Below are 17,924 nucleotides of genomic sequence, written 5' to 3'. Positions count from 1 at the left end.
GCGCGCCCGCGGCGGCCGGGGGAGAGGGCGCACCGGTACGGAGAACGGCGGCGCGCCGCCCCCCGTGAGAGGGTGCGGCGCGCCGCCGTCGTGCGTACGGACGCGGGAGATCAGACCGCCGGAGCCGGGAAGGTCGGGTACTCCACGCCGGAGACGTGCTGGACGACCCGGATGACCTGGCACGAGTAGCCGAACTCGTTGTCGTACCAGAGGTACAGGATCGCGTTGTCGCCGTCGACCTTGGTCGCGCCGGCGTCGACGATCGACGCGTGGCGCGAGCCCACGAAGTCCATCGAGACGGCGTCGGGGGCCGTGGTGAAGTCGATCTGGCGCTTGAGCGGCGAGTGCAGCGAGACGTCGCGCAGGTACTCGAGGACCTCCTCGCGGGTGGTCTCGCGGCCCAGGCGCAGGCTCAGGATCGCGATCGACACGTCCGGAACGGGGACGCGGATCGAGCTGCCCGTGATCGGGGCCTTGAGGTCCGGCAGCGCCTTCGCGACGGCCGAGGCGGCACCGGTCTCGGTGATGACCATGTTCAGCGGCGCGGAACGGCCGCGGCGGTCGGCCTTGTGGTAGTTGTCCAGCAGGTTCTGGTCGTTCGTGAACGAGTGGACGGTCTCGACGTGACCGCGCAGGACGCCGTACTCGTCGTCCATCGCCTTGAGCGGCGGCACGATCGCGTTGGTGGTGCAGGAGGCGCAGGAGAGGATCTGCTCGTCCGGCTTGATCGTGTCGTGGTTGACGCCGTGCACGATGTTGGGCACGTCGCCCTTGCCGGGCGCGGTCAGGACGACCTTGTCGATGCCGGGGCGCAGGTGCTTGGAGAGGCCCTCGCGGTCGCGCCACTTGCCGGTGTTGTCGATCAGGATGGCGTTGTCGATGCCGTGCGCCGTGTAGTCGACCTCGGACGGGTCGTTGGCGTAGATGACCTTGATCGTGTTGCCGTTGGCGACGATGGTGCTGTTCGCCTCGTCGACCGTGATCGTGCCCTGGAACTGGCCGTGGATCGAGTCGCGCCGCAGCAGCGAGGCGCGCTTGACGAGGTCCTGCTCGCCGCCTCCGCGCACGACGATGGCGCGCAGCCGCAGGCCGTGGCCGGAACCGGCCTTCTCGATGAGCAGACGGGCGACGAGCCGGCCGATGCGGCCGAAGCCGTACAGGACGACGTCGCGGCCCTCGCAGCGCTCGATCTTGTTCTCACCGGTGGCGCCGGCGACGGCCTCGGCGGTGAACTCCGCCACCGACAGACCGCGGTCGTCGGTCTTGTACGTCGCGGCGAGCATGCCGATGTCGATCTGGGAAGGGCCGAGGTCGAGAGTGGTGAGCGCCTCGAGGAACGGCAGGGTCTCGGTGACCGAGAGCTCCTCGCCGGCTATCTGGCGTGCGAAGCGGTGGGTCTTGAGAATGCTGACCACCGACTTGTTCACCAGGGAGCGGCTGTGGACCAGGACGGTCACGTCCCGCTCCCGGTGCAGCTTCCCGATGATCGGGATCATCGACTCCGCGATCTCCTCGCGGTTCTTCCAGCTGGTGAACGAGTCATCATTGACAGTCACAAGTTTATCTTTCGAGCTAGGCGGCGCTCATATGGTAACCCCCGCCCGTCCCGCTCCATCAAGGGGTCCCGAACCCACGTGCGGCGGATCACTCCCGGGGTGGGTTCTGGCCAGGATGGCCGCAACGCGATCTGTCGCCGGGGCCGACCGGCCCCCCACCCTGAGGAGGCGTAGCCGACCGAAGGGAACCGCCGTGACCCCGCCCGACCGCCCGATCGTGCTCGACCCGACCGGAACCGACCCCGACGCGGAACACGCCCTGCTCCGCGAGCGCGGCCCCGCGACCCCGGTCGACGTCCTCGGCGTACGGGCCTGGTCCGTCTCCGACCCCGCCCTCCTCAAGCGGTTGCTCACCAGCCCCGACGTCTCCAAGGACGGCCGGCGCCACTGGGCCGACTTCGACCGGGTCGTGCCGGGCTGGCCGCTCGCCCTCTGGGTCGACGCCCGGAACATGTTCACCGCCTACGGCGCCGACCACGCCCGTCTGCGCCGGATCGTCGGCCCCGCCTTCGGCGCCCGCCGCGTCGCCGCCCTGCGCGCGGGCATCGAGAGCGTCGTCGCCGACCTCCTCGACGGCCTCGCCGCGGAACCGCCCGGCACCGTCGTCGACCTGCGCGAACGCCTCGCCCACCCGCTGCCCATCACCGTCATCGGCCAGCTCCTCGGCGTGCCCGCCTCCCGGAACGCCGGATTCCGCGCCGTGGTCGACGGCATCTTCGACACCCGCCTCAGCGCCGAGGAGGCCGCCGCCAACACCGCGCGCCTCTACGTCCTCCTCGACGAGTTCATCGCGGAGAAGCGGGTCCGCCCCGGCGACGACATGACCTCCTTCCTCATCGCCACCCGCGACGAGGAAGGCGACGGGTCCGCCCTCACCGAGGACGAACTCCGCGACACGCTGCTGCTCATGATCGCCGCCGGTTACGAGACCACCGTCAACGTCATCGACCAGGCCGTGACCGCCCTCCTCACCCACCCCGAACAGCTCGGCCACGTCCGCGCGGGCCGCGCCGGCTGGCAGGACGTGGTGGAGGAGACCCTGCGCCACGAACCGGCCGTCCGGCACCTGCCACTGCGCTACGCGGTCGCCGACGTCCCGCTCCCCGACGGCCGGGTCATCGCCAAGGGCGAGGCCATCCTGGCCTCGTACGCGGCGGCCAACCGGCACCCCGACTGGCACGGCCCCACCGCCGACACCTTCGACGTCACCCGCGCGGGCAAGGAGCACCTCGCCTTCGGCCACGGCGTCCATTTCTGCCTCGGCGCCCCGCTGGCCCGCCTGGAGGTGGCCACCGTGCTCCGCGAACTGTTCGCGCGCTTCCCCGGCATCCGGCTCGCCGTCCCCGCGGGCGAACTGCGCCGCAGCCCCTCCCTCATCAGCAACGGCCACCGGACCCTGCCGGTGTTCCTGGCCTGAGAGGCGGAGGTACGACGGGAGCGGACGGCGAAGGAGCGGGCGGTACGGCTCAGGCGAAGGCGCCGGCCCGGAAGGCGTCCCGGAGGCGGGAGAGCGGACCCGGGTCACGGGTGACGTACAGCCGGTTCGTCAGCAGCACCGCCCAGCGCCCGCGCGCGGGCGAGACCCACAGGGCGGTGCCGGTGAAACCGAAGTGCGCCCACACGTCGTCCGCCTCCTCCGTGCCCGGCGCCGGATGCCAGAACAGGCCGCGCGGCGGCAGCAGTTCACCGGTCCGCACCCGCAGCGAGGCGGCCGTCCATCCGGCGGAGAAGGTGCCCGGACGCGGGTCGAGCAGCTGCCGCAGGAACCGGCCGACGTCCCCGGTGGTGGTGAAGACGCCCGCGATCCCGCAGGCGCCGCCGAGCAGCCGCGCCGAGAAGTCGTGGACGGTGCCCTGGAGAGGGGCGCCGGTCCCCTCGTCGTACTCCGTCGGCGCGCACCGCTCCACCGTCTCCGGCGGCAGCGGACCGTACCGGGTCTCCGTCATGCCCAGGGGCTGCCACACCCGCTCCCGGGCGAGCCGGGGGAGCGGCCGGCCGGTGAGGTGCTCGGCGAGGTAGCCGAGGATCAGCGCCGCCCGGTCGGTGTACGCGACGGCCGCGCCGGGCCGGTGCCGCAGGGGCTCGGCCAGCACCCCGTCCCGGACGGCCCGCGGGTCGGAGCCGTACAGGTGCCGCAGGTTGGCCCGCAGCGGCAGTCCGGCGGTGTGGGTGAGGAGGTGGAGCGCGGAGACCTCCGCCACCGGACGCCCGGCCGCCTCGGGCCAGTAGGTCCCGAGCGGGGCGGCGAGATCCAGCTCGCCCGTGTCGGCCAGCGTCCCGACGACCGCCCAGACCGCCAGGATCTTGGTGAGGCTCGCCACGTCGAACAGGGTGTCCCGGCGCGCCGGTACGTCCGGGCGCGCGGGGTCGGGGAGCCCGACGGCCCCCTCCGACAGGACGGAGCGGGCATCGCCCACCGCCCAGACCGCGCAGGGGTACACGCCGGCGCGCACACCCCCGTCGAGGAGGCGCTCGAAAGGGTCACGGGGACGAGGGCTGCGCGGGACCATGACGGGCCTCCGGCGGGTGCGGCGGGACGGGGCGGCCGGCGTGACCGTCCCCCGGGGGCGCCGCACGCCGCTCCCCTGTGATGCCCGCGCCGTACGGGAAGACACCCTTCCGCGCGCCGGCGGCCCCCGCCCTCAGGCAGCCGCCGCCCGACGGGTCACTTGCAGACGACCTCGTCCCGCGGGGTGTAGTGCGTCTTGAAGTTCTCGCGCTTCACCTCGGCCCCGCCGTTCTTGAACACCCGGTCGACCGAGATGTCGAAGCCCTCGAGCGGCGGCTGCGGCACGCACTCCTCGCCGGTGCCCTCGCGCTTGGCGGGCTCGGTCAGGTTGGTGCGCGGACCGGCGACGGCCTCCACCGAGTCGTACTTCTTCGTGCCGAGGAAGCTGACGGTGAGGGAGGAGTCGGTGGAACTCGCCTTGATGTAGAGCGGCTTGCCGGAGTCGTTGCGGAACTTCAGGTCCAGGGAGCCCCAGGCGACGGTCGCCTCCCGGCCGGCCGGGTACCGCTCGATGTAGAAGGAGTGGGCGCCGTACTCGACCGGCTTCACCCCGGCGAAGAACATCGCGTTGAACACGGTCGTCGCGACGGCGGAGACGCCACCGCCCGGCGCCTGGCGGTACTGGCCGTCCAGGATCATCGTGCCGTCCACGAACCCGTTCTCCTCGGTGCGCTCACCGACGGTCCGGTTGAAGCTCCAGACCTCGCCGGGGTGCACCAGGGAACCGTTGATCAGCTCGACGGCCCGGCCGATGTTCTTCGTCCGGTACGGGGCGCTCGGGAAGTTCACGGTGAAGGTCGACATCTCCTCGGTGATGCCGAGCCGCGCCAGGGAGGCCGCCGTCAGCTCCGGCTGCGTGACCCTGGTCGCGACGGGGCCGGTGCGGGCCGCCTCGCCGGTCTTCGCGAGGAGCGGGCGCACGGCGTCTCCGAGGGCCTTCGCCGTGACCTCGCGGCCCGGGCGGCCCTCCTTCTCGACGACGACCTTGCCGTCCCGCACGCCGAGCACCGACTCCACCGGGGCGCCGGTCATCGCGGCGAGCGGCCGGGCCACGTCCGGGTCCCGCAGCAGGCCCTCGGCGTCGAGGGTGCCGGCCAGCCGGCCGTCCTCGGAGCTCACCGAGAGGTGGTCGCCGAGCGTCTCGGCGGAGATCCGCAGCCGCTCCCCGTCGACCAGGAGCGTCACCGGGCCGGAGACGGCGGGCCTGGCGTACGAGCCGAGGAAGTGGGCGATCTCGGCGGCCGGCAGCTTCGGTTCGGTCGTCGTCACGGGCAGGGCGGCCGCCGAGGCGCCCGGGGCCGCCGGATAGGCGGCGCGCAGGGTGCCGACGGCGCGGTCGGTCTCCAGCTTCTGCCCGGTCACCGGACGGGTCGAGACGGCCTTGCCGTCGCGGAAGGCGACGGAGCCCTCGCGGACCTTCCGGTCGTTGTGCTTCGCCAGCTCGGCCAGAACGGCCTTCGTGCGCGCGGTGTCCTGGACGAACACCGGCTGGATCTCGCGCTCGTCGGGGGAGAAGAGGCGCCGGATCACGGTCACCGGGTCGCGGGAGGGGTCGGCGGCGCGCTCGGCGGTCCTGTCCGTGTCCACCCGCAGTCCGGCGGCGGCCGGGTCGACCGAGGTGGTCCTGGCACCGATCGCGACCGGGATCGGCGCGGTCCAGGAGGCGGGAGCCTCGGCGGAGAGCCGGGCGCTCGCCTCGGCGCGGCTCATGCCGCCTATCCCGATGCCCGCGACCCGGGTACCGGCGGATATCTCGTCCCCGGTGGTCGCGAGCCCCGCCACGTACAGGCCGCCCGCGGCGACGGCGACGACCCCCGTGGCGACCATCACCGCCCGCAGACGCGGACGGCGCCCCTCGCGGGGCTGGGCGGCACGGTCGGTCCTGGGGCGGGGCACACGCTCTCCCGGGCGTCGGGGACAAGGGGGATCCTCACGACCGTACGCCGAAAGTGTGTTTAATGCACATAAGGCCCGTTTGACCTGCGCTGATACGGGGGGTGGCGAGGGGACCACGGGAGGTGAGGGACCCGCGTGCCCGGGGCGGCCCCCGCGCCCCGGCGGCCGTCGTCGCGAGCGGCCCCCGCGCCCTCCGGTGCGTCCCGGGGCGTGCCGGCCGGGGCCCCGCGAAGCGCTCTCGACCGCCGCCTAAGCTGGGCCGATGCCCGTTCCTTCCCGCCCGAGCGGCGGACCGCAGTCCGTCGAACGCGCCCTCGCCGTGCTCGACGCCGTCGCCGAGACCGGGCGGCCCGTCGCCGCGAAGGCGCTGGCCCGGCGGCTCGGCTGCGCCCTGTCGACCGTCTACCACGTCGCCGGACCGCTGCTCGCCCGCGGCTACCTGGTCAGGACCGCCGACGGCTTCGCGCCGGGCCCGCGCGTCCCGGCGCTGCACCGCGCCCACCAGCACCACCACGGCCTGGCGGCCGGGACCGGCGAACTCCTCGGGCGGATCCGCCGGGCCACCGGCGCGGAGGCGTACCACACGGCCTACCGCGAGGGCCTGATCACCGTCGTCGACACCACCGCCCCGGTCACCGACACCGCCCACCCCTTCGCCCCCGGCCCCGAACCCCGCGCCCACGCCACCGCCCACGGCAAGGCGCTCCTCGCCGCGCTGCCCCGCCCGCTGCGCCGCCGGTACCTCGCCGAGCACGGCATGGCCCGCTTCACCGAGCGGACGATCACCAGCGCCGAACGCTTCGAGGCCGAGGCCCGCCGGGTGCGCGAACAGGGCTTCGCGGTCTCCGTGGGCGAGGCCGACCCGGCGTACACCTGCCTCGCGGTGGTCCTTCCGGAGCGGGGCGACGGCATCGTGCACGCCCTCTCCGTCTCCCTCCCCACCGCCGACTTCGCCCGCCGCCACGGCGACATCAGGACCGCCCTGGCCCGTGCCGTCCCCGCCTTTCCGGCCCTGCCGGAATCCTGAGCGGTCCGATCCGCACCGCGCGGCCGGCCCGGCGCACGGTGGGCGCATGATCTTCATCGCCGTACGTTTCACCGTCCGCCCCGAGCGCGCCGACGACTGGCTCGACGTGGTCGCCGACTTCACCCGGTCCACCCGCGAGGAGCCCGGCAACCTCTTCTACGACTGGTCCAGGAGCGTCGACGACCCCTGCGTCTACACGCTCCTGGAGGGCTTCGCCGACGCCGAGGCGGGCGCCGCGCACGTCGCCGCCCCCCACTTCGCGGCCGGTCTGGCCGCGATGGCACCGGCCATCGCCACCACCCCCGAGATCATCCACGTCGACACCCCGCAGCAGGGCTGGGCGGCCATGGCCGAGCTCACCCCCGTCGACGCCACCTGATCGACCCCGAGGCGCCCCGCCCCGCCTGATAGGTTTCGCCGCACACGCAGGCGGGGCGGCGGCCCGAGGGGAGAGGCGGCAGATGGCGGTGAGCGGGCGGCGGACCGGCAGACCCACCCTGGAAGAGGTCGCGGCCCTGGCCGGAGTCGGCCGGGGCACGGTGTCCCGGGTCATCAACGGCTCGCCCAAGGTCAGCGACCAGGCCAGGAAGGCCGTCGAACAGGCCGTCGCGCAGCTCGGCTACGTCCCCAACCGCGCGGCCCGCGCCCTCGCCGGCAGCCGCACCGACGCCGTCGCCCTGGTGGTCCCCGAGACCGAGGCCCGGCTGTTCGCCGAACCGTACTTCCTCGACATCATCCGCGGCGTCAGCGCCGAACTGGCCGACGCCGACAAGCAGTTGCTCCTCACCCTGATCCGCAGCGAGCAGGAGCGCCAGCGGTTCGAGCAGTACCTCGCCGCCCAGCGCGTCGACGGCGTCCTCCTCGTCTCCGTGCACGCCGACGACCCGCTGCCCGACCAGGTGAGGGCCCTCGGCCTGCCCGCCGTCCTCAACGGCCGCCGCACCGAGGACGAGCGCGTCGCCTTCGTCGACTCCGACAACACCGGCGCCGGGCGCGCCGCCGTCGTCCACCTCGCGGCGCGCGGCCGCCGGACGGTCGCCACGATCACCGGACCGCTCGACATGTACGGCGCCCGCTGCCGTCTCGACGGCTACCGGGAGGGCCTCGCCGAGGCCGGGCTGACGCCCGACGACGGACTCGTCGCCACCGGCGACTTCACCGAGGAGGGCGGTCGCCGAGCCATGCGGGAACTCCTGGAGCGGCGCCCGGACCTCGACGCCGTCTTCGCCGCCTCCGACGTCATGGCCGCCGGCGCGCGGGCCGTCCTGCGCGAGGCGGGCCGCCGGGTCCCCGACGACGTGGCCCTCGTCGGCGTCGACGACTCCGCCGTGGCCCGGCTCATGGACCCGCCGCTCACCAGCGTCCGCCAGCCCATCGAGGAGATGGGCCGCACCATGGCCCGCCTCCTCCTCCAGGAGATCGCCACCCCCGGCGACCCCGACGACCAGCCCCGCCGCATGCTCCCCACCGAGCTCGTGGTCCGCGCGTCCTCCTGAGCCGGTCTTTCACCGGCGGACCGGGGAACGGAGCCTCCCGGTGGGCCCCGGGCCGGGCCGCCCCCCGCCGCCCCGGCGTGTCGTTCGGGTGTCTCCAGCGGGCGCGGGCGGCGCGGCTGGGGTCGAATCGGGGCATGGCTTCCTACGACAGGCCCCGCGCCGGCGGCTCCCCGAGGCCGCTGGAGACCGGTGCCACCTGGTGGTACGCCGCCGTGGCCGGCGAGGTCCCCCGCTCGTTCAGCACCCGCGTCCGCACCCGGACCCGGCGTGCCTGCCTCGGGGCCGTCCTGCTCCTCACCGTCGTGTACGCGGGTCTGGTGCTCACGGCCACCGGCCGCCGCTGGGGCGACGCCGCCGTGACCGGCCGCCGCGCCGACACCCCCGTCGCCACCTTCCTCCGCGAGCACCCCTCCCTCGCCGGACTCACCACCCTCTCGCTCGTCGCCGGCGCCGTCCTCCTCCTCACCGTCGGCCTCCTGCGCAAGCGATACGTCCTCACCGGCCTCGCGGGCGGCGCCCTCGTCACCGCCCTGGCCGTCGCCGGCCTGCTCCAGCGGTACGCGCCCCGCCCCCGTCCCGGCGACGCCGCGGGCGCCCTCGTGCCCAGCGGCTTCCCCAGCGCGCAGACCACGCTCGCCCTGGGCATCGCCTTCGGGCTCGTCCTCGTCGTCCCGCACCGCCTCCGCGCCCCCGTGACCGGCGCCGCCACCCTGTGGGCCGTCGCCGTCGGCGCGTACACCCTCGCCGCCGGGCAGCACCGGCCGGGGGACGTCATCGCCGCCGCCCTGCTCACCCTCGCCGTCCTCTGCGGCCTCGTGGCGCTCCTGGCCCGCCGGAACAAGGTCCGCCCCGCGCGCCGCGGTGGTACCGCCCTGCGCGGCCTCGCCGGCACCGTGCCCCTCGCGCTCGTCGCCGCGGCGGGTCTCGGCGCCGGGTTCCTGCTGCTCGGCGACACCCTCGGCCTGCCCGCCACCGCCCCGTACGACCCGGCCGAGCTGCGTCTGGCCCACCGCTGCGGCCAGGCCCTCGCCGCCGGGGTGACCGCCGCCGCGGCACTGCTCCTCCTCGCCGTCCTCCGGCACGTGGACGTGGAGGGCGGCCCCGCCTCGTACCGCCTCGGCGGCCCCTTCGTGGAGGCCGCGGGCGTGCCCGACGAAGAGGAGCTCGTGGGCCCCTTTACCGAGGACCGCGATCACGAGATATCTTGATGTCGAGCAATCTCGCATACGCAGACGTGGAGCGGAGCACCTGGTGACTGACTCGACCATCATCTACACCCACACTGACGAGGCGCCTGCCCTGGCGACGTACTCGTTCCTGCCCGTGATCCAGGCGTATGCCTCGACGGCCGGCGTCACGGTCGAGACCCGGGACATCTCCCTCGCGGGCCGCATCATCGCCCTCTTCCCGGAGTACCTGGAGGAGGGGCAGCGCATCGGCGACGCCCTCGGCGAGCTCGGCGAGCTGGCCAAGCGCCCCGAGGCCAACATCATCAAGCTGCCCAACATCTCCGCGTCGATCCCGCAGCTCAAGGCCGCGATCGCCGAGCTCCAGGCGCAGGGCTACGCCCTCCCGGACTACCCGGACGACCCGCGGACGGACCAGGACAAGGACGTCCGCGCCCGGTACGACAAGGTCAAGGGCTCGGCCGTCAACCCGGTCCTGCGCGAGGGCAACTCGGACCGCCGCGCCCCCGGCTCGGTCAAGAACTACGCGAAGACCCACCCGCACCGCATGGGCGCCTGGACCTCCGAGTCCAAGACCAACGTGGCCACCATGGGCCGTGACGACTTCCGGTCCACCGAGAAGTCCACGGTCATGGCCGAGGACGGCACCCTGCGCATCGAGCACGTCGCCGCCGACGGCACGACCACCGTGCTCCGCGAGTCCGTCCCGGTCCTCGCCGGCGAGGTCGTCGACGCCTCCGTCATGCGCGCCGCCGCCCTGCGCACCTTCCTGTCGGAGCAGGTCGCCCGCGCCAAGGCCGAGGGCGTCCTCTTCTCCGTGCACCTCAAGGCCACGATGATGAAGGTCTCCGACCCGATCGTCTTCGGCCACGTCGTACGCGCCTTCTTCCCGAAGACCTTCGCCAAGTACGGCGAGGTCCTCGCCGGCGCCGGCCTGTCCCCGAACGACGGCCTCGGCACCGTCCTCAAGGGCCTGGAGTCCGTCCCGCACGGCCTCGGCGAGGAGATCAAGGCCTCCTTCGACGCCGAGCTCGCCGAGGGCCCGGCCCTCGCGATGGTCGACTCCGACAAGGGCATCACCAACCTGCACGTGCCGTCCGACGTCATCGTCGACGCCTCGATGCCGGCCATGATCCGCACCTCCGGCCACATGTGGGGCCCGGACGGCCAGGAGGCCGACACCCTCGCGGTCCTCCCGGACAGCTCCTACTCCGGTGTCTACCAGGCCGTCATCGACGACTGCCGCGCCCACGGCGCCTTCGACCCGTCGACCATGGGCTCCGTCCCCAACGTCGGCCTCATGGCGCAGAAGGCCGAGGAGTACGGCTCCCACGACAAGACCTTCGAGATCGCCGCGGCCGGCACCGTCCGCCTCGTCGACGCCGCGGGCAACACCGTCCTGGAGCAGGAGGTCGCCGAGGGCGACATCTTCCGCGCCTGCCAGACCAAGGACCTGCCCATCCAGGACTGGGTCAAGCTCGCCGTCACCCGCGCCCGTGCCACCGGCGCCCCGGCCGTCTTCTGGCTGGACGAGACCCGCGCCCACGACGCGCAGCTCATCGCCAAGGTCGAGGAGTACCTGCCGCAGCACGACACCGAGGGCCTGGAGATCAAGATCCTGTCCCCGGTCGAGGCGACCAGGTTCTCCCTGGAGCGCCTCCGCCGCGGCGAGGACACCATCTCGGTCACCGGCAACGTCCTCCGCGACTACCTGACCGACCTCTTCCCGATCCTGGAGCTGGGCACCAGCGCCAAGATGCTCTCCGTCGTCCCGCTGATGGCCGGCGGCGGCCTCTTCGAGACGGGCGCCGGCGGCTCCGCCCCGAAGCACGTCCAGCAGCTCGTCAAGGAGAACTACCTCCGCTGGGACTCCCTCGGCGAGTTCTTCGCCCTGGCCGCGTCCTTCGAGCACCTGGCCACCACCACGGGCAACGCCCGCGCCCAGGTCCTCGCCGACACCCTGGACCGCGCCACCGGCACCTTCCTCAACGAGGACAAGTCGCCGACCCGCCGCCTCGGCGGCATCGACAACCGCGGCAGCCACTTCTACCTGGCTCTCTACTGGGCCCAGGAGCTGGCCAGGCAGACCGACGACGCGGAGCTGGCCAAGGCCTTCGCCCCGCTCGCCGAGACCCTCACCGCCAACGAGGGCAAGATCGTCGAGGAGCTGAACGCGGTCCAGGGCTCCCCGGCCGACATCGGCGGCTACTACCGGCCCGACCCGGCCAAGGCCGCGGCCGTGATGCGCCCGTCCGCCACCTTCAACGAGGCCGTCGCGACCCTCGTCTGACCGGACCCGGCGACGCCCGGCCGCGCGGTCGCCCGCGCGGCCCGGCGTACGGCACGACGGCCCCGGCCGGACATCCGTCCGGCCGGGGCCGTCCCGTCGGTGGCGCATCCGGGTGACCGGTGTGAGTCTGGATGGATGAGCTTCGCATCATGGACGACCACCGGTGTCTACACCGGGCGTGGTGGCGTGCTGACCGTCGAGGCCGGTGTCATCACGGGCGATCTGACCGTGCACACGACCTGGGCCGAGGGCGAAGCACGCGTGGCCGTGCAGTACAGCGGCGCCTCCGACTGGTTCACCATGTCGGGAAGTCCCGTCCCCTGCTCCTCGGAGCCCGACAGCCGTGACCTGCACGACGCCGTCGTGGAGGCCGTGAGGGAGGGCCACGGGGCGACCGTCCCGGTCCTGCCCGCGTAACCGTTATCGCTCCCGCGCCCACGGCTCTCCCAACGACGGGGGACACGAACCGGGGACAAGGGAGCACGACCCATGCACACAGACGAGCACCGCACCACCGCCCTGGTGGAGGCGGCGCGCGCGGGCGAGCCGTACGCCAGGGAGGAGCTGGTACGCGCCTACCTGCCGCTCGTCCACAACATCGTCGGCCGCGCCCTCGACGGACACGCCGACACCGACGACATCGTCCAGGAGACGATGGTCCGCGCCCTGGACGGCCTGCCCGGCCTCCGCGACCCGGCGCGGTTCCGTTCCTGGCTCGTCGCCATCGCCATGAACGGGGTACGGCGCCGCTGGCGCGAACGGCAGAGCGCCCCGCTGACCGGGCTCGACCGGGCCGCGGAGCTCGCCGACCCCGCCGGTGACTTCACCACCCTCACCATCCTCCGGCTGGGCCTCTCCGGACAGCGCCGGGACGTGGCCCGCGCCACCCGCTGGCTGGACGAGGACGACCGCGACCTGCTCAGCCTGTGGTGGCTGGAGGCGGCCGGTGAACTGACCCGCGCCGAGGTCGCCGAAAACCTCGGGGGCATCTCCCCGCAGCACGCCGCCGTCCGCATCCAGCGCATGAAGGAACGCCTGGAGACCGGCCGCGCCGTCGTCCGCGCCCTCGACGCCACCCCGCCCTGCCCCGGCCTGGGCGACACCCTCGCCACCTGGGACGGCCGCCCCTCGCCTCTCTGGCGCAAACGCGTGGCCCGCCACCTGCGCGACTGCTCCGCCTGTACGCGGGCGGTGACCGGCCGCGGCGCCCTCGCCCCGGTCGAAGGCCTCCTCGTCGGCCTCGGCCTCGTCCCGCCCCTCGCGGTGACGCTCACGGGCCCCGGGGCCGACGGCGTCCTGGCGGCCGAAACCGCCGCCCACCTCATGCCGGCCGGGGAGGCGGCCCCCTGGCCCGCCGGCGCGGAGGCCGGCGGCATCGGGCCGGTGTCCGCCGCACCCGTCCGGGCGGAGGGCGGGGGCGGCGCGGCGCCCATGCAGCCGGGGGCGGACGGAGGCGCCCGGCCCGTGGAGCCCGGGCCCGGTCGCACCGACGCGGGGCCCGTCCCGCACGGAACCGCCGGGGACGGCGTGCCGAAGCACACGGGTGGCGGGCACGCGGCGCCCACGCGGTGGACGCCCGGCCGGCGTGCCGGGCTCGCGGGGGCCGCCGTGCTCGCCGCCGTCCTCGGCGCGCTCGCCCCACAGCTCCTGCCCGAGCGGCCACCGGCGCGTCCGGCGCCCGCCCGGCCCACCGCCGCGCCCCCGCCGTCCGCCACCCCGCCCCGTACCCCGGTCGGCACCCCCGCCCCGGCCCCCACCACGAAGACCCCGCCGCCGCCGAGCGCGCGCCCCGCCCCGCGCCGGACGACGGCGCCACCCGCCCCCGCGCCCCCGGCCGGCGAGCGGGTGACCGCGCTGGTCAACCAGTTGCGGGCCGCAGCCGGCTGTGCCCCGCTGCGAACCGATCCGCGGCTCGTCCGCGCGGCCCGCGCCTACGCCCGTGACATGGCCGCGCGCGGCTACTACGGGCACAGCAGCCCGGAAGGCGCCTTCGCCGACAGCCGCATCACCGCGGAGGGCTACGCCTGGAGCGCCTGGGCCGAGAACCTGGCGCGCGGCACGGACGACCCCGCCGGCGTCGTGGAGGGCTGGACGGACGGGGCCGCGCACGAGGAGAACATGCTCGACTGCCGGTACCGGGACACGGGCGTGGCATCCGCGCCCGGCCCCGGCGGCACGATCTGGGTGCAGAAGCTCGCCGCCCCGTGAGCCACGGGGCGGCGCGGCCCGTCAGCGCCGGCTGCCGAAGTTCTGCACCCACCAGGGACCGTTGGAGGCGAGGGACACCCCCACCCCGATCTCCTCGAAGGAGCAGTTGAGGATGTTCTCGCGGTGGCCGGGGCTCTCCATCCAGTCCTCCATCGCGCGGGCCGGTGTCTTCGGTCCCCGGTGGATGTTCTCCGCCCACGCCGACCAGCTGTACCCGGTGGCGCTGATCCGGTCGCCCGCGTCCCGGCCCTCGGGGGTGTCGTGGGCGTAGTAGTCGCGGGCGGCCATGTCGTCGGCGTGCCGCTGCGCGGCGAGCCGCAGGCGCTTCTCCGCGCGGAGCGGACCGCATCCGGCCTTCTGCCGCTCGGCGTTGACCAGCGCGATCACGTGCTGGGCGTACTGGGCCGCACCGCCCCCGGCCCGGTCGGCGGCGTCGGACCCGCCGGTCTCGGCCGGCCCTGCGGACGGCCCGGCGGAGGAGGGGGACGCGACCGGTTCCGACCGGGCGGGCGCGGGAGCGACGGCCGTCGGGGTACGCGGCGCGGTGGCGGCGGGGGAGGAGCTGGTGGGCGCGGCGGCCGGCGGGCGGGAGACCGCCGCGGAACGGGGCGCGGACGGGGACGCCGGCGCGGACACCGGAACCGACGGGCCGGCGGGCGCGGACACGGGGACGACGGCCGCCGTGGTGGCGTCCGAGGGCGGCGCCGGAGCGGCGAGCGGGGGCTGCGCCGGGTCGGCGGCAGGTGCCGGTGCCGCCACGTACACCGCCGTCGCGGCGGTCAGCACGGCGGCCGCGGTGCCGGCCAGGGCGACGGCGGTGCGGCCCGCCGGCCGCCGGGACGCGCGCCGCCGCCCTCCACCGCCCCTGCGGTGCCGGCCGCTCGCGGGGACCGGCCCGCCCTCCTGGGTGTCATGTGCTTCGGGGTGTCCGGGGTGTTCGTGGTACCGCATGGAACTCCGCTCTCTTTCCGGGGTCGCCGGACGATCCGGCACTGGGGGAGAGCCACCGGGTCGACGGCGACAACACTTTCCGTCCCCCCTCTTCCCGACACACCTCGTCAACCCGTGGGGTCAACCCGGTGGCGGGACCTGCCGCTTGCGGACCGCCCTCAGTCCGGCGGGACGACCGCCACCGGGCACGGCGCGAGATGCAGCGCCGCGTGCGCCACCGAGCCGATGCGCGGCCCGACGGCCCCGCGCCGCGCCCGGCGCCCGACCACGAGGAGCTGTGCGGCGCCCGAGGAGGAGAGCAGCACCTGCCCGGCGCTGCCCAGTTCGACGTGCTCGCCGACGGGTACGTCGGGGAAGCGTTCGCGCCAGGGCGCGAGGGCGTCGCGCAGCGCCTTCTCCTCGTACGGGACGAGTCCGCCCGCCTCGTCGGCCAGTTGCATCGACGCCGGGCTGTACGCGAAGAGGGGCGGCAGGCTCCACGCCCGGACGGCCCGCAGCGCGGCACCGCGCGCGGCCGCCGTCTCGAAGGCGAACCGCAGGACGGCCGCGCTGTCCTCGGGGCCGCCGAGCTGGCCCACCAGGACCTCCCCGGTGGGGGGTTCGGCCGGATCGCCGTCACGGGACCGGACGGCCACCACCGGCCGGGCCGATCCGGCGATGATCTGCTGTCCGTAGGAGCCCAGCAGGAATCCGGCCACCGCGCCGTGTCCGCGCGACCCGACCACCAGCATCTCGGCCCGCTCGCCGGTGCCCAGCAGCGCGGCGACCGGGGTGTCCCGCAGCAGTTCGGCGGTGACCGGCACCTCCGGGTACTGCCGTGCGATCGCCGTCCGTGCCTCGCGCAGCACGTCCTCGGCCGCCCGCTCCTGTTCCTCCGGGTCCTGGACCAGGGGGAGATCGAGCGGTTCCCAGCGCCACGCGTGCACGAGGCGCAGCGGGAGGCCCCGGTGCAGGGCCTCGCGGGCGGCCCAGTCGGCCGCGGCGAGGCTCTCGGGGGAGCCGTCCACGCCCGCGACGATCTCACGAGACATCGGATGTCCTCCTGAGGACGCTGCCGGACCCGCCCGGTGGCCGGGCCCTCCTCCCTCCAGCTTGGGCCCTTTCGGCCGAACGGCGACAGGGACGGTGGCCCCCGGCCCGCGGTCCGGCGCGCCCCGCGCGGTGCGCCGGCCCTCCTTCCGAAGCCGCCGGAAACCCCGCCACCGCCGGGTACTTCCGCTCCTCGCCGTCCGCCGCCCGGCGGCGCCGGTGCGCGCGGACGGCCGGTTAGGCCGGAAGGGTGAGGCGGGTGTCGGTGCCGTGCAGGTAGTGGTCGCCGATGTCACGGAGCCGGTGCGCCGTGCGCGTCCGCGCGGTCAGCGCCCGCGCGTTGCGCCAGAAGCGGTCGAAGCCGGGGGCGCCGTCGTGGCCGGCGGGGCCGCCGGCGCCGTCGACCAGTTCGAGGACGCGGGTGGTGACGCGTACGGCGGCCCGGCCGGTCACCGTCTCGGCCGCCGCCACCAGGACGCCGATGGCCGACCGCTGCTCGGCCCCGAGGCCGCGCCCGGTCAGCAGCCCGTACGCGAGGGCGTCGTCCGCGCGTTCCACGACCGAGGCCGCGGCGTGGGCCTCGATCGCCAACTCGCCGTAGGCGAGCGGGAGGTACGGGTCGTCCGACGACACCGTCCGTACGGCTCCGGAAAGGCGGGCGGCGGGGTCGCCGGCGGGGGCGGTCCGGTCACCCGCCCGGCCCGCGCGGGTGACGTCCCGGGCCTCGGCCAGCGCCCCCTCGGTGATGCCGAGCCCGACGTGGACCAGGAGGAGCCGCAGGGCCAGGGGGGCGAGCGTGGTGAAGGGGGCGGAGGTGTCCTCGTCCTGGGGAAGGACCCCGAGGACGTCGGCCGGGGCCACGGGCACACGGTCGAAGGTGACGGTGCCCGCGCCGGCGAGCCGCTGTCCCACCCGGTCGGGGCCGCCGTCCGTGAACACGCCGGGACAGGCCGGGTCGACCAGGACGACCAGGGCGTCGCCGCTGCCGCCGGGGCGGGCGGCGACGACGAGGCGGTCGGCCACCGTGACACCGGAGGCGAAGGCGCGCCGTCCGTCGAGGAGCCAGCCGTCGTCCGACGGGGTGAGCGTGAGACCGGGCCCGGATCCGGCGCCCGGAGGCGGGGGTTCGACGGCCCCGGCGAGCAGCCAGTGCTCCCGTGCGGCGCGGGCGCCGAGGGAGACCCGCGCGGTCCGTTGCCGCCGCGCGGGCGAACCGGTCCCCGTCTCCTGGCCGAAGAAGTGGCTCGCCCAGGAGAGGAGGTAGTGGTGGGCGAGGAGTTCGCCGACCGAGCTGTCGGCCGCGGAGATCTCGCGGATCACCGCGCAGGCGGCCCGCCAGTCGCTGCCGCGGCCCTCGTCCCCCGGGGGTGTGAGCAGCCCCGGAAGCCCCGCTTCCTGGAGCCGGGCGACCTCGTCGTACGGGGTCTTGCCCGCACGGTCCCCGGCGGGGGCGTCCACGGCCAGGTCGTCGGCGAGTTCGCGGGTGACCCGCGACCAGATGCCGTCGCCCGTACCGCCGCCGGGGGACCACCCGTCCTCGGAGGGGGTGGAGGCGTCCGGCGGGGCCGCCGTGGAGGCGGTGGAGGCGGCGCGTATCGCGGGTCTCGTGGTCGACTTCCTCTGCGTGCTCACGTCACCTCACATGATCCCTAGTATTCCCATTGGAATAGTGGGGATGGTGACAGAGGAGGAACCGCAGCCCCAAGGGGCGTCCATATCGCGGATAAGGGCATCCCGTCATGTGAGACGCCGTCAGCCTCCCGCCGTGCGGGCGG

At 74.9% G+C, this 17,924-nt stretch carries 14 protein-coding genes; 8 read left to right on the top strand and 6 right to left on the bottom strand.

Annotation, left to right across the window (positions count from 1 at the left end):
* Positions 1–110 precede the first annotated feature (110 nt).
* A complete protein-coding gene (locus ACFY60_RS15045) occupies positions 111–1,556 on the bottom strand; it encodes a glyceraldehyde-3-phosphate dehydrogenase (protein WP_388615397.1) in 1,446 nt (481 codons plus the stop codon).
* Between the two features lie 193 nt (positions 1,557–1,749).
* On the opposite strand from ACFY60_RS15045, the gene ACFY60_RS15040 reads away from it, so the two are divergent.
* Entirely contained in the window at positions 1,750–2,973 is a 1,224-nt protein-coding gene (locus ACFY60_RS15040) for a cytochrome P450 (RefSeq protein WP_388615395.1), read from the top strand.
* A 49-nt stretch (positions 2,974–3,022) separates the two neighbouring features.
* Here ACFY60_RS15040 and ACFY60_RS15035 read toward each other — a convergent pair whose 3' ends face one another.
* Together ACFY60_RS15035 and ACFY60_RS15030 are read right to left on the bottom strand one after the other, a co-directional pair.
* Entirely contained in the window at positions 3,023–4,066 is a 1,044-nt protein-coding gene (locus ACFY60_RS15035; RefSeq protein ID WP_388615392.1) for a serine hydrolase domain-containing protein, read from the bottom strand.
* A gap of 155 nt (positions 4,067–4,221) precedes the next feature.
* Entirely contained in the window at positions 4,222–5,961 is a 1,740-nt protein-coding gene (locus ACFY60_RS15030; RefSeq protein ID WP_388615389.1) for a VanW family protein, read from the bottom strand.
* A gap of 262 nt (positions 5,962–6,223) precedes the next feature.
* Here ACFY60_RS15030 and ACFY60_RS15025 point away from each other — a divergent pair, with 262 nt between their 5' ends.
* The 7 genes from ACFY60_RS15025 to ACFY60_RS14995 all read left to right on the top strand — a co-directional run bounded on the left by ACFY60_RS15025 (position 6,224) and on the right by ACFY60_RS14995 (position 14,169).
* Positions 6,224–6,988: an IclR family transcriptional regulator gene (locus ACFY60_RS15025; RefSeq protein WP_388615386.1), complete on the top strand. Its 765-nt coding sequence runs from the start codon at positions 6,224–6,226 to the stop codon at positions 6,986–6,988.
* A gap of 46 nt (positions 6,989–7,034) precedes the next feature.
* Entirely contained in the window at positions 7,035–7,367 is a 333-nt protein-coding gene (locus tag ACFY60_RS15020; RefSeq protein ID WP_388615384.1) for a putative quinol monooxygenase, read from the top strand.
* Positions 7,368–7,449: 82 nt separating this feature from the next.
* Positions 7,450–8,484: a LacI family DNA-binding transcriptional regulator gene (locus ACFY60_RS15015; protein WP_388615381.1), complete on the top strand. Its 1,035-nt coding sequence runs from the start codon at positions 7,450–7,452 to the stop codon at positions 8,482–8,484.
* A 134-nt stretch (positions 8,485–8,618) separates the two neighbouring features.
* Positions 8,619–9,692 (top strand): phosphatase PAP2 family protein, encoded by a 1,074-nt coding sequence (locus ACFY60_RS15010; RefSeq protein WP_388615378.1) that lies wholly within the window; start codon positions 8,619–8,621, stop codon positions 9,690–9,692.
* Between the two features lie 43 nt (positions 9,693–9,735).
* Positions 9,736–11,961, top strand: coding sequence for an NADP-dependent isocitrate dehydrogenase (locus ACFY60_RS15005; protein ID WP_388615375.1), 2,226 nt, complete (start codon positions 9,736–9,738; stop codon positions 11,959–11,961).
* Between the two features lie 135 nt (positions 11,962–12,096).
* Entirely contained in the window at positions 12,097–12,378 is a 282-nt protein-coding gene (locus tag ACFY60_RS15000; protein WP_309055687.1) for a hypothetical protein, read from the top strand.
* A gap of 72 nt (positions 12,379–12,450) precedes the next feature.
* The gene (locus ACFY60_RS14995; protein ID WP_388615372.1) at positions 12,451–14,169 is read left to right on the top strand and encodes a sigma-70 family RNA polymerase sigma factor; all 1,719 of its coding nucleotides are present in this window, start codon (positions 12,451–12,453) and stop codon (positions 14,167–14,169) included.
* A gap of 21 nt (positions 14,170–14,190) precedes the next feature.
* Here ACFY60_RS14995 and ACFY60_RS14990 read toward each other — a convergent pair whose 3' ends face one another.
* From ACFY60_RS14990 to ACFY60_RS14980, 3 genes are all read right to left on the bottom strand, one after another.
* Positions 14,191–15,120 (bottom strand): CAP domain-containing protein, encoded by a 930-nt coding sequence (locus ACFY60_RS14990; RefSeq protein ID WP_388615369.1) that lies wholly within the window; start codon positions 15,118–15,120, stop codon positions 14,191–14,193.
* A gap of 158 nt (positions 15,121–15,278) precedes the next feature.
* Positions 15,279–16,151 carry a universal stress protein gene (locus ACFY60_RS14985; protein ID WP_388615366.1) on the bottom strand — a complete coding sequence of 291 codons (873 nt, stop codon included), beginning with the start codon at positions 16,149–16,151 and terminating at the stop codon, positions 15,279–15,281.
* Positions 16,152–16,386: 235 nt separating this feature from the next.
* Positions 16,387–17,781 carry an acyl-CoA dehydrogenase family protein gene (locus ACFY60_RS14980; protein WP_388615363.1) on the bottom strand — a complete coding sequence of 465 codons (1,395 nt, stop codon included), beginning with the start codon at positions 17,779–17,781 and terminating at the stop codon, positions 16,387–16,389.
* Positions 17,782–17,924: the final 143 nt, after the last annotated feature.

The sequence above is a fragment of the Streptomyces sp. NPDC012827 genome, assembly GCF_042900905.1.
In the GTDB taxonomy this organism is placed as follows: Bacteria; Actinomycetota; Actinomycetes; order Streptomycetales; family Streptomycetaceae; genus Streptomyces; species Streptomyces gulbargensis.
The sequence above is the reverse complement of the archived record's forward strand: the minus strand, read 5'-3'. Positions and strand labels throughout refer to the sequence as shown.

Bases quoted from the DNA above. Each gene is read 5' to 3' on its own strand.
- ACFY60_RS15035 (WP_388615392.1), bottom strand. From the start codon at position 4,066: ATGGTCCCGCGCAGCCCTCGTCCCCGTGACCCTTTCGAGCGCCTCCTC.
- ACFY60_RS15025 (WP_388615386.1), top strand. From the start codon at position 6,224: ATGCCCGTTCCTTCCCGCCCGAGCGGCGGACCGCAGTCCGTCGAACGC.
- ACFY60_RS15020 (WP_388615384.1), top strand. From the start codon at position 7,035: ATGATCTTCATCGCCGTACGTTTCACCGTCCGCCCCGAGCGCGCCGAC.
- ACFY60_RS15015 (WP_388615381.1), top strand. From the start codon at position 7,450: ATGGCGGTGAGCGGGCGGCGGACCGGCAGACCCACCCTGGAAGAGGTC.
- ACFY60_RS15010 (WP_388615378.1), top strand. From the start codon at position 8,619: ATGGCTTCCTACGACAGGCCCCGCGCCGGCGGCTCCCCGAGGCCGCTG.
- ACFY60_RS15000 (WP_309055687.1), top strand. From the start codon at position 12,097: ATGAGCTTCGCATCATGGACGACCACCGGTGTCTACACCGGGCGTGGT.
- ACFY60_RS14995 (WP_388615372.1), top strand. From the start codon at position 12,451: ATGCACACAGACGAGCACCGCACCACCGCCCTGGTGGAGGCGGCGCGC.
- ACFY60_RS14990 (WP_388615369.1), bottom strand. From the start codon at position 15,120: ATGCGGTACCACGAACACCCCGGACACCCCGAAGCACATGACACCCAG.
- ACFY60_RS14985 (WP_388615366.1), bottom strand. From the start codon at position 16,151: ATGTCTCGTGAGATCGTCGCGGGCGTGGACGGCTCCCCCGAGAGCCTC.